The 10976-nt window shown below is 66.6% G+C and carries 9 protein-coding genes and 1 pseudogene; 3 read left to right on the top strand and 7 right to left on the bottom strand.

Annotation, left to right across the window (positions count from 1 at the left end):
• The first annotated feature begins 497 nt into the window (after window positions 1-497).
• Window positions 498-1652 (top strand): 3-ketosteroid-9-alpha-monooxygenase, oxygenase component, encoded by a 1155-nt coding sequence (locus PSS76_RS23795; RefSeq protein WP_037084432.1) that lies wholly within the window; start codon window positions 498-500, stop codon window positions 1650-1652.
• A 92-nt stretch (window positions 1653-1744) separates the two neighbouring features.
• Here the strand turns inward: PSS76_RS23795 and PSS76_RS23800 are convergent, their stop codons facing one another.
• The 7 genes from PSS76_RS23800 to PSS76_RS23830 form a co-directional block, all read right to left on the bottom strand.
• Entirely contained in the window at window positions 1745-2335 is a 591-nt protein-coding gene (locus PSS76_RS23800; protein ID WP_069856351.1) for a TetR family transcriptional regulator, read from the bottom strand.
• Between the two features lie 40 nt (window positions 2336-2375).
• The gene (locus PSS76_RS23805; protein WP_069856046.1) at window positions 2376-3251 is read right to left on the bottom strand and encodes an SDR family NAD(P)-dependent oxidoreductase; all 876 of its coding nucleotides are present in this window, start codon (window positions 3249-3251) and stop codon (window positions 2376-2378) included.
• On the bottom strand, window positions 3248-5449 hold the full coding sequence (locus PSS76_RS23810) for an acyl-CoA dehydrogenase family protein (RefSeq protein WP_069856047.1): 2202 nt from the start codon (window positions 5447-5449) through the stop codon (window positions 3248-3250). The genes PSS76_RS23805 and PSS76_RS23810 overlap by 4 nt, the downstream gene beginning before the upstream one ends.
• Before the next feature lie 6 nt (window positions 5450-5455).
• Window positions 5456-6319, bottom strand: coding sequence for an amidohydrolase family protein (locus tag PSS76_RS23815; protein WP_005514326.1), 864 nt, complete (start codon window positions 6317-6319; stop codon window positions 5456-5458).
• Entirely contained in the window at window positions 6316-7176 is an 861-nt protein-coding gene (locus PSS76_RS23820; protein WP_084980191.1) for an SDR family NAD(P)-dependent oxidoreductase, read from the bottom strand. The genes PSS76_RS23815 and PSS76_RS23820 overlap by 4 nt, the downstream gene beginning before the upstream one ends.
• A complete protein-coding gene (locus PSS76_RS23825) occupies window positions 7173-8408 on the bottom strand; it encodes an amidohydrolase family protein (protein WP_337456728.1) in 1236 nt (411 codons plus the stop codon). Before PSS76_RS23825 ends, PSS76_RS23820 begins: the two co-directional genes overlap by 4 nt.
• 195 nt (window positions 8409-8603) lie before the next feature.
• Complete coding sequence (locus PSS76_RS23830) at window positions 8604-9827, bottom strand: DegT/DnrJ/EryC1/StrS family aminotransferase (protein WP_037085456.1); 1224 nt, start codon at window positions 9825-9827, stop codon at window positions 8604-8606.
• A gap of 329 nt (window positions 9828-10156) precedes the next feature.
• Between PSS76_RS23830 and PSS76_RS23835 the strand changes: the two genes are divergently transcribed.
• Together PSS76_RS23835 and PSS76_RS23840 are read left to right on the top strand one after the other, a co-directional pair.
• Window positions 10157-10747: a TetR/AcrR family transcriptional regulator gene (locus tag PSS76_RS23835; protein ID WP_005514331.1), complete on the top strand. Its 591-nt coding sequence runs from the start codon at window positions 10157-10159 to the stop codon at window positions 10745-10747.
• A 43-nt stretch (window positions 10748-10790) separates the two neighbouring features.
• Window positions 10791-10976, top strand: a pseudogene (locus tag PSS76_RS23840) (pyridoxal 5'-phosphate synthase lyase subunit PdxS); the annotation flags it as partial.

Genomic DNA, 10976 nt, shown 5'->3' on the forward strand with positions numbered 1-10976 from the left:
ACAGCTACCGAGCGCCAACCGCGCCAAAGTCGATGCAACATATCCGTCCTCTCGATGTGATGACTTCGCCGTTCGCAGCTGACGGCCGCCGACTTCTCGTGACAGCACGTGCGGCGGGGAGCGAGACCGCGGTCCGCGCAGGCTCGCGGAAGAAAGAATCAGGTTCCAGTGACATGGAACACCATGAACGCACAGGTTTGCAAGACATATGACCTAATACGTCGAGTTCCGGCCAGCAAAATAGAATTACGTTTCACCCCACCTGCATGTCAGGGAAGAGCCAAGGGTCTTCGCGATTCCCAATTCCGCTGCTGTAGAGTCGCTCTCGCGCGACAGTGCCCTTGCAACCACATCGCTACCGGTCCGAACCGGACGTATCCGCCAGAGATGCATGACTCACGAGCGGCCGGCGCCCTTCGCGGGACCACTGTGTATTCGGCGTCCCCGATTGATCCTGCAGGAAGTACCACCGATTACCACCAATGTATGGGAAACACATGACGACATCAGCGACAGGCAGCAGCGAGGTCCGGATGATCGAGGCCGGCGAGGCGCCGACAAGATTCGCGCGCGGTTGGCACTGCATCGGCCTCACCAGGGATTTCACCGACGGTAAGCCGCATCCGATCCACGCCTTCGGCACCAAGTTGGTGGTGTTCGCGGACAGCGAGGGCGATCTGAAGGTTCTCGACGCGTACTGCCGGCACATGGGTGGCGACCTGAGCCAGGGCGAGATCAAGGGCGACTCGGTGGCGTGTCCGTTCCACGACTGGCGCTGGAACGGCAAGGGCCGCTGCACCGACATCCCCTACGCCCGCCGCGTGCCGCCGCTCGCCAAGACCCGCGCGTGGACCACGATGGAGAAGGACGGACTGCTGTTCGTCTGGCACGACCCCGAGGGCAACCAGCCGCCGGCCGAGGTCACCATCCCGGAGATGACCGCCCCCGGTGAGGAGTGGACCGACTGGGTGTGGAAGCAGATCACCATCGACACCAACTGCCGCGAGATCATCGACAACGTCGTCGACATGGCGCACTTCTTCTACGTGCACTACGGCTTCCCGATCAAGTTCGAGAACATCTTCGAGGGCCACATCGCCACCCAGTTCCACGAGGGCGTCGGACGCGAGGACATGGCCCGGCCCACCAAGGACGGACAGGCGGCCTCCACGGGCAACAGCTCGGTCGCGGCGTACTACGGCCCGTCCTTCATGATCGACGAGTTGACCTACCATTACCCGGATTTCGACATCGACTCGATCCTGATCAACTGCCACTACCCGATCTCGCCGAACAAGTTCGTCCTCATGTACGGCATCAAGGTCAAGCAGAGCGAGTCGGTCAGTGGCGCGAAGGCGAACGCACTGGCCGCCGGGATGGCCAAGTTCATCGCGATCGGGTTCGAGCAGGACGTCGCGATCTGGAAGAACAAGACCCGCATCGAGAACCCGCTGCTGTGCGAGGAAGACGGGCCCGTCTACCAGCTGCGCCGCTGGTACGAGCAGTTCTACGTCGACGTCGCCGACATCAGCCCGGACATGACCAACCGTTTCGAGTTCGAGATGGACACCACCAAGCCCGTCGCCGCCTGGCGGCGCGAGGTCGCCGAGAACATGGAGCGCCGGGCGGCCTCCGCAGCGATCGGGAACTGACGACACGGAAGACGTCTGCGACAGGACCGGCCGCGCGGTGCCCGCGCGGCCGGTCCTGTCGCAGAACAATATTGGAAGTCGAACCGTACCGGCTACTCGCCGAGCACCAGCCGCGACACGTCCTGAACGTTACGCAAAGCCTCGGGGAATCCGATGCGGCCGGTCGTCCACAGGACGAGCGAATTGAGCATCGTGCTGCCGATCGACAACGACGCGAGGCGTGCCCGCTCGGCGGGCACGCCTTCCATCAGCTCGAACAGCATCTTCCGGTTCGCGGCAGAGCGTTCGTCGAGTGTGTCTCGCACGTACGGATCGTCGGAGGTCTGCAATTCGACCTCGAGACGTGCGAAGTTCGGTCCTCGCTGGAATGCCTTCATCTGGCGCGTGTAGAGGTCCACGACACGATCGAGGACCGAACCGTGCGCATTTCGGAGCCGACCCGTTTCGCGTTCCTCCGCCAGCCGTTCGGCGAGAATGTCGTTCCAGGCCACCATTGCGGCCGCCAGGAGGTGCTGCTTCGCCGGGAAGTACCGGTAGAGCGTCCCGAGGGCCACCCCGGACCGCTCCGAGACCTCTCGCATCTGTATCCGGTCGGGGCTGGTCTCGGCGAGCATCTCGATCACGGTGTCGAGCAGGTGCCGCCGGCGCGCACGCTGCGCGTCGGTCATGTCGTCGGGGCTCATCGGCACGGCCACGGATTCGGTCACGAAGGCAGCCTAATCGTCAACCGGTCACCGCCGACTCCGGCTCCGGCGACGGGGTCGTCAGATACCCGCCCAGCACGTCGCGCAATTCGTCCTGGCTCCACCGCGACGCCGAGCGCAGGCTCGCCTCGACGGCGGGCGGCGTCATCACGTCGATCCGGTCCCCGTACGCGACCAGTACTCGACCGTTGACCGACTCGGCGGCTGGTGAGGCGAGGTAGACGACGAGCGGCGCAACGTGTTCGACCGACAGCGGGTCGTCTCCCCCTTGCGGACGCGGCCCGAACACGTCGCTCGTCATGGCCGTGCGTGCCCGGGGACAGATGGCGTTGGCCCGCACACCGAAGGCCTCGCACCCCCGGGCGGTGGACATCGTCAGGGCGACGACACCTGCCTTGGACGCGGCGTAGTTGGCGGCCCCCGGCGGGCCGGACGCGTACGCCTCCGACGACGTGTTGACGATGCGCGCGTAGACCGGCGCCCCACTGTCCTTCGCCCGACGTCGCCAGTGGTCGGTCGCCGCGCGCGTCGTGAGAAACGTGCTGCGCAGATTGACCCGCAGCACGTCGTCCCACTCGTCGGCGGACATGTTGAACACCATCCGGTCCCGAATGATGCCGGCGTTGTTCACCAGGATGTCGAGGCGGCCGAAACGGTCCACCGCGAGCGCGACGAGCCGGTCCGCGGTGGCCTGCTCACCGACGTCACCCACACACGTCACGACGGACCCGCCGTCGCTGCGGATCTCCGCAGCGACGTCTTCGATCCGGGAGCTACGAGCGTTGATCACCAGGTCGGCACCCGCTTCCGCGAGGGCGAGGGCCTCGGCACGACCGAGACCCTCGCTGGCTCCGGTGACGATCGCGGTACGACCACGCAGGAGTCCACCGGTCATCGTGGTTCCCGTGGCAGCCCGAGGATCTGCTCCGAGATGACGTTGAGCTGGATTTCGAGCGTGCCGCCACCGATCAGCAGCTTCGGCGTGGCAAGGTATGCCTTGGCCGCGCGCCCGCCACCGGTGACGTTCGGGCCCAGGCCGCCCAGGGCGGCCTCCGGCCCGAACCATTCGAGCACCTGCGCCGTCGCATCCGTGATGTGCTGCGCAGACGCCGCCTTGAGCGCACTCGCCTCGACACCCGGGTTCAGACCCGACAGCCGCTTGAGGACGCTGCGATGCGCGAGCGCATCGAGGGCCCCGGTGGTAGACGTGATCCGACCGAGCGCAGGCAGCGCGTCGTGCCGAGTGTCCGGGTCCAGCGTCCGCGCCACCTCGACCGGATCGAAGCGGTACCCGCTCGCAACCGGGGTGTTTCCCATCGCGACCCGCTCGTTCGCCAGCGTCGTGCGGGCCACCTTCCAGCCCTCTCCGGGCGCACCCACCAGGTCGGCGTCGGGAACGAAGACACCGTCGAGAACGACCTCGTTGAACATGCTGTCGCCGTTCGCCTCCCGCAGCGGCCGGACTTCCACGCCCGGCGCCGACATGTCGACGAGGAAGAAGCTGATGCCCCGATGCTTGGGGGCGTCACGGTCGGTCCGCGCCAGGCAGATGCCCCAGTGCGCCTCGTACGCCTTCGAGTTCCACACCTTGTTGCCGTCGATACGCCAGCCTCCGTCGACCTTGGTGGCGGAGGTCGTCAACGACGCCAGATCGGATCCCGCGCCGGGCTCGGAGAACAGCTGGCACCAGATGATCTCGCCGCGCAACGTCGGAACAACGAGTCGTTCCATCTGTTCCTCGGTGCCGTACTCGAAGATCGACGGCAACGCCCACTCACCGATGACGGTGCTGGGTTGGGGAACTCCGGCGCGGTCGAACTCCTCCGCGAGAATCAGCTGAGCGGCGGTATCGGCGCCCAGGCCGTACGGCTCGGGGTAGTGCGGCGCGACCAACCCCCGATCGGCGAGCAGCACCCGAGCCGCCACCGGGTCGAGTGCTGCGGCCTCGGCGATCGTCGCCGCGACACCCGCCCGGAACTCCGGCCGGTCCGGAACCCCCAGCACCGCTTCCCGTTCGGTGGTCAGCGCCAGTTCACCGGCGCGGCGGGCCCACGCGTCCTGCGAACCACCGAGCGCGAGCAGGCTCACGACACGTCGCCAGTACAGGTGGATGTCGTGCTCCCAGGTGTTGCCGATGCCACCGAGCAGCGTGAGCGCCTCGAGTACCACGTCGACGGCCTCGCGGCGCACCACCGTCGCGGTCCGCGCGGCCGCGAGTGCCAACTGCTTCCGGTCGCCGCTGTCCGCGGCCGACACGGCGTCCCACACCGAACTGGTCATCACCTCGAGCCGGATGAACAACTGCGCACACTTGTGCTTGATCGCCTGGAACGAGCCGATGGGGCGCCCGAACTGCTCGCGGATCTTCGCGTACGCCAAGCTTGTCTCCTGCGCCCACCGGGCGACGCCGACGGCCTCGGCGCACTGCAGCACCGCGGCGATCGCCGCGACCTCGTCCGCCCCGGCGCCGAGGACGTTCTCGGCCGGGATCCGGGTGTCGGACAGGCGCACCCGGCCGAGGGCGCGGGTCAGGTCGACGCCTTCTTCGGCGAGGACCTCCACACCCGCGTCACTCGCCGACACGACGAACCACACCGGACGCTCACCGGACTGCCCCGCCAGCACGAGGATCTCGGCACCCGGAGCACCGAGCACCGGTACCGTCTCGCCGCCGGCGACCACTTCGTCGCCATCGCCGTCGAGGGTGACGGTCCCCGTCCCCAGCGCCACCGCGGCGGTGGCGCCGCCGGCCAGTCGCGGAAGCAACGCCTTGCGCGCCGCGTCGGTCCCGTGGGACTGGATGACGGCGCTCGCGGTGACCGTCGGCAGCAACGGTCCGGGGATCAGCCCGTACCCGGACTGCTCCAGTGCCACCGCGAGTTCGAGCAGGCCCGCGCCCGCCCCGTCGTACTCCTCGGCGAGGTGTAGCGACGGAATACCCATACCTACCAACTGTTCCCAGAAGGCGGGCCGAGCACCGCGCGCGAGGTCGTCGAACTGCCCGCGTGTCCGTTCCACGGGAGCCTCGCGGGCCGCGAACCGCGCCAGCGAGTCGGCGAGCGCGTCGTGATCTGCTCCGATACCGATCGGCATGTCCGATCAACCTTTCAGTTTGAGCACCTTGCGGGCGTTCTCGTGCAGGAACTTCGGCCACACCTCGTCCTTGAACGGCACGCTCGGCATGTCGCCGAAGATCCGGTCCAGGGTCAGCCCCGCAGGGAAGTAGCCGGCGTAGATGATCTTGTCGGCGCCGCGCGTGTTCGCGTAGTCGACGATCGCCTTCGGGTAGTGCTTGGGCGCGAACGCCGAGGTCGAGTAGTAGAGGTTCGGCCATTTGATCATCAGTTTGACGGCCAGATCCTCCCACGGTTCGCAGCCGTGCCGCGTGACGAACACCAGATCCGGGAAATCGAACATGACGTCGTCGATGAGTTCGACGTGCTGGACCGCCGACTTCAGTCGCGGCCCCGCGATACCTGCGCACGCGAAGATCGGGATGTCGAGCTCGACGCACTTTGCGTAGATCGGATACATCTGCGGCGCGTTGAGCGCCACCTGAGGGAACGTGCCCGCGGCGAACGAACTCACCGAGAGGATGCCGAATTCCTCGTACTCACGGGTCATCCGGGCCAATGTGCCCATGATGTCGTTGGGATCGACCGCCGACCCCTGCGGCACGAATCGGTCCGGGAACATGCGGACGGCGCGCTGCCCGGATTCCTTGGCCATGCTGACCATGCCGATCTCGATGCCGTGCTTGTCCATCTCGTGCAGCGTCACCGAGATCGGATCGTCGGTCGCGAGGTCCGGCACACCCTTGAACATGTACTGCGCGGGCATGGTGAACTCGTCGTTGCTCTCGCGGTCCTTCGTCTGCCGCGTGATGAACGCGTACTCGTCGTAGCCGGCCTCCCGGAAACCGATGTGCGTGTCGACGATGGGGATACCCTCGTAGGGCGTCATGCGTTCAGCTCCTTCGCGATAGGCCTGCCGTGGAGGTCCCGGACCGTCAGCCTCTCACGCTCGAGGATGTCCAGACTCGCCTCGACGTTGCCGGTGTAGTGCGGTGCGGCGTCGCACAACCACGTCACCGCTTCGACCATCTCCTCGAGGGATTCCGGAACGAACCACTCGGTGCCGACCATGTCGGACGCCACCGACATCGCGCCGGCCGTGGCGACCGCTGATCGCGGCCGGACCGCGTTGACCCGGATGCCGGTGCCGTTCAGCTCGGCGGCCAGGCCGGCCGTCATCCGGTCCTGGGCGGCTTTGCTCATTCCGTACAGCGCGGTGCCGTGGATGTCGGCATCCAGATCGGTCTCGCCCTCGGGCAGTGGTTCGACCGGACGGATCCGTGCGGTACCGCTGGTGATGTTGACGATCCAGCCCTCACCCCGCTCCCGCATGCCCGGGATCACCCGCTGCGCGAGGTCGAGCGGCGCATGCACGTTCACCTCGAACGTCAGATGCGCACGCTTGGCCGGGTAGCTCCGCAACGGCTGGAAGATCGCGGCCGCCGCATTGTTGACGAGGATGTCGATCGGTCCCCCCAGCGCCTTCTCCGACTCCGGGACGATCCGCGCCCGGGAGTCGGGATCCTCGAGGGCTGCGGGGACGATCGCCACGGTGCCCCCGGCCGCACGGATCATTTCGGCCGTCCGGGCAAGGGTGCCGTCGAATCCGCGATCGGGCTCGTCGACCGTGCGCGCCACGATTGCGACGGCAGCGCCCTCTGCCGCGAGGCGTTGCGCGATGCCGGCGCCGATACCTCGACTGGCTCCGGTGACGATCGCACGCCGGCCGTCCAGACGGCCGGTCATACGCCGAGCTCCGCCTCGAGCTGGTTGGCGAACGACTCGCGCAGGAGAACATCGTTCGGCTCGTCGGGCAGTTCGGTGAGCGGCTGCGCAACCTCGGACGGGGTGGGGCCGTACTTCGCCGCCAGCGGGGCCAGCGCGTCCAGATCGAAGTCGTACAGTTCGGCCGCGTTGGCCGCGAGAAGCTTCCGCAGCTCCGCCTCGTCAACGTCGTGCATGACCTGACGGATGCACTCGCGCGTGAACGGGTACGTGCCCTCGTTGTGCGGGTAGTCGCTGCCCCACATGAACTTGCCCTCGCCGAGGGTGTCGCGCGTGGCCATGTCCTGCGCCGACGGCATCGTGGCACCGACCCACACGTTTCGCCGGAAGTACTCGCTCGGACGCAACGGCAACTGCTCGTCCTCGCTGTAGAACAGCTCGCCGATCCGCCCGGTGCGCTTGACGCGCAGATCGACGGTGTCGAGCTGGCGCATCAGGTCCGGAGCCCACGCGCAGCCCTGCTCCGACACCGCGAACTTGAGCTTCGGGAACCGTTCGAAGACACCCGAGAGGATCATCTGCACCAGCGGGCGCATCGAGTAGAAGCCGACCTCGTTGATGTAGAGCAGCGACGACGTCTTGTAGCGGCCGTAGTCGGGCAGGCCCGTGCCGGCATGGCTGTTCACCGGAACACCGAGGTCCTCGCAGACCTTCCACAGCCGGTCGTACTCCGGGTCGTACAGCGGCTTGACCCACTTGACGTCCGGCGCCAGGTTCGGGAGCAGGATGCCGCCGCGCAGTCCGTTCTCCTTGACCCACTCGACGTCCTTGATCGCCTCGTCGACGTCGTTGAGGAATACCTGCGCGACGCCGGCGCGCTGGGCGGGTGCGTCGTTGCAGAAGTCCTTCAGCCAACGGTTGTGCGCCCGCACGCCCGCGAGCCGCTTGTCGAAGTCCTCGGCCCGCGGCGGACCGGCCAGGACGGCGGCACTCGGGAAGAACGGAGGCACCGTGTTGGGGAAGAGCACCTCACCGACCGTGCCGTCACCCTGTGTCTCACGCAGGCGACGTTCGTTGTCCCAGTTTCGGGTTCGGCCGTCGTCGACGAGGTCGCGGTAGGGGTTCTTGTACTTCCCGCGCCACGCGTCGAACTCCTCGTGCCACTTCGATTCGAGGTACGAGCGGTAGGTGGCGTGATCGGCGCCGGCGTGGCTGTCGGCAGAGATGAGGATGTACGGGGTTTCGTTCGTCACTGTGAGACTCCTGATCGACGGCTTGATTGAAACCGTGTTCTATGCGCTTGCATCGAGAGTAGCGCGGATCAAGTCCATGTCAAGACGGAGGCTTGAACTGAGATAGAACCACGTTCCACGAACCGATCGCGGTGTTGACCGGAAACGCCACGAGCCCCCGGCCGGGAGGCCGGGGGCTCGCACAGAGACGGGGTGCTACTGCTTCGCAGCCGCGAACTTGGAGGCGAACGCGTGGATGCTGGCGACGACGTGGTCGAGTTCCTCGTCGCTCATGCCGTGGCTCATGCCGAGCGACATGCCGCGCTCGAACACCTCGTCCGCGAAGGGCAGCCCGCCCTCGGGGATGCGGTACTCGACATTACGCATCATCGGGTGCCGGGTGACGTTGCCGCTCCAGACCGTTCGGGTGTCGATGCCCGCCCCCTCGAGCGACTCCTGCAGGTCCCCCCGCTCGAAGCCGGCGTCCTCACGGATGGTCACCGGGTAGCACAGCCACGCGGTGTAGAAGCCCTCCAGCGGCTTGGGCAGGCGGAACAGATCCGGGTAGGCACCGAAGGCCGCGCTGAACGCGTCGAAGATCTGATGGCGGCGCTTGTAGTTGACCTCGAGCTTGCTCAACTGGACGAGGCCGAACGCCGACCCCAGCTCCGACGGCTCGAAGTTCCACGGCAGGACGTCGAAGATGAAGTCGTTGTCGTACGCGACCCCGTCGAGGTCCTCACGGAAGACGCGCCCGGTACGAGCCTGCTCGGACCCGAACAGGTGCGGCTCGGACCGGCGTCCCCAGCGGCGCAGCATCAGGCCCTTGTCGCGCAGCTTCTCGTCGTCGAGGCACACCATGCCGCCGTTGCCGGCGGCCGTGATGATGTGCGACATCGCGAAACTGGTGACCGTGATGTCCGAGCGCGAGCCGGTCTTGGTGCCGCGCAGGGTGGTTCCGATGCAGTCGCACGAATCCTCGATGACCTTCAGGTCGTGCTTGTCGGCGATCTCGCGGATGACGTCCCAGTCGGGGGCGTTGCCGGCGAGGTTCGGCACCAGGATCGCCTTGGTCTTGTCGGTGATCAGCTCCTCGATCTTGCCGACGTCGACGTTGTAGGTGTCGGGCTCGACGTCGACGAACACCGGCACCCAGCCGCCCCGCACGATCGGCGAGACGTCCGTCGAGAACGTCAGCGGCGAGGTGATCACCTCGGAGCCCTTGGGCAGATCCAGCAGCTCGAGCGCCAGGTACAGCGCGGATGATCCCGAGTTGCACATCAGGCCCAGCTTCTTGCCGTACAGGTCGGCGACCTTGCGCTCCATCTCGGCGACGTTCTTGCCGATCTTCAGCGCGAACGGACCACCACGCAAGACCTCGAGGCAGGCCTCGATCTCGCGCTCGTCGTGGACACTGCGGGCGTAGACAACCCTGGTCATTTCGATCTCCTCGTCGATTTCGGTAAGGGTCCGCATGGGCGGTTCGTGCGGACGCCGATCGGCCTCGCGCCACGAACCGGGCGGAAAGAGCATGGGCGGCTCATGCCCGAATAAATCGTATTGAACGTTCATTCAAGGCGAATATAGGTCGATGGAAGCAGGCCGTCAAGACGGGATCGGAGGCGAGTCGCCTCTGCATGCCAGCTCGAATCTGCACGCCGCGAACATGTTCGACGCGAGACTTCCGACGTGGCGCAACCCCACTTTGACGCGATGCGACCGACCCGGTTAATGTCGTTGAATGAGTGTTCAAATCGGAAGGGACTGAAGTGGCGGAACCCCAGGACCGCAAGTCCGAGATCCTCGATGCCGCGGCCACCCTGTTCGCGGCGCGTGGCATCGCGGGGACGTCGATGCGGGAGATCGGCGACGAGGTCGGCCTCAACGCGGGGGCGCTCTACCACTACTTCCGGTCGAAGGGTGCCATCGTCACCGAACTGGTCACGGTGTTCCTCTCGGACCTACTCGCGAACTATCGCTCGATGGAGCTCGACCGGCTCGAACCCCGAGCCAGACTGAAGGCGATCGTCGACGTCTCGCTCGCGACGGGCGCCGCGCGCCCGGATGCGACCAAGGTCTACCACGCGGAGTTCCCCAATCTGCGTGCCATGCGCGACTTCGCCGAGGCCCGCACGATCGCGGACGAGATCCAGACGATCTGGCTCGACGCCATCGAGGCCGGCAAGGACGCGGGCGTCCTCCGAAAGGACGTTCCGTCCAAGGTCTTCCATCGTTTCCTGCGCGACTCGGTGTGGTTCACCGTCTACTGGCGCAAGCCGGACGACCCCTACACGATCGACGAGCTCTCGAACGACTGCATCACGGTGTTCCTCGACGGCATGGCCGCCCCGGCCCGTTAGCACCGCGTATCCACCACCCCGTACAGCGAAGGAAGAATCAGCTGTGAGCAACACCGACACCACATCCGCCGGCACCTCCCCCACCGCGTCGCCTGCCCAGGTCGGCACGGCGCGCGTCAAGCGGGGCATGGCCGAGATGCTCAAGGGCGGCGTCATCATGGACGTGGTCACCCCCGAGCAGGCCAAGATCGCCGAGGACGCCGGCGCTGTCGCGGTCATGGCGCTCGAG

The sequence above is a fragment of the Prescottella sp. D32 genome (assembly GCF_037287305.1).
In the GTDB taxonomy this organism is placed as follows: domain Bacteria; phylum Actinomycetota; class Actinomycetes; order Mycobacteriales; family Mycobacteriaceae; genus Prescottella; species Prescottella equi.

Coding starts and splice junctions, on each gene's coding strand:
- PSS76_RS23805 (WP_069856046.1), bottom strand. CDS start 3,251: ATGACCGGTGGACTCCTGCGTGGTCGTACCGCGATCGTCACCGGAGCC.
- PSS76_RS23795 (WP_037084432.1), top strand. CDS start 498: ATGACGACATCAGCGACAGGCAGCAGCGAGGTCCGGATGATCGAGGCC.
- PSS76_RS23800 (WP_069856351.1), bottom strand. CDS start 2,335: ATGAGCCCCGACGACATGACCGACGCGCAGCGTGCGCGCCGGCGGCAC.
- PSS76_RS23830 (WP_037085456.1), bottom strand. CDS start 9,827: ATGACCAGGGTTGTCTACGCCCGCAGTGTCCACGACGAGCGCGAGATC.
- PSS76_RS23815 (WP_005514326.1), bottom strand. CDS start 6,319: ATGACGCCCTACGAGGGTATCCCCATCGTCGACACGCACATCGGTTTC.
- PSS76_RS23820 (WP_084980191.1), bottom strand. CDS start 7,176: ATGACCGGCCGTCTGGACGGCCGGCGTGCGATCGTCACCGGAGCCAGT.
- PSS76_RS23810 (WP_069856047.1), bottom strand. CDS start 5,449: ATGCCGATCGGTATCGGAGCAGATCACGACGCGCTCGCCGACTCGCTG.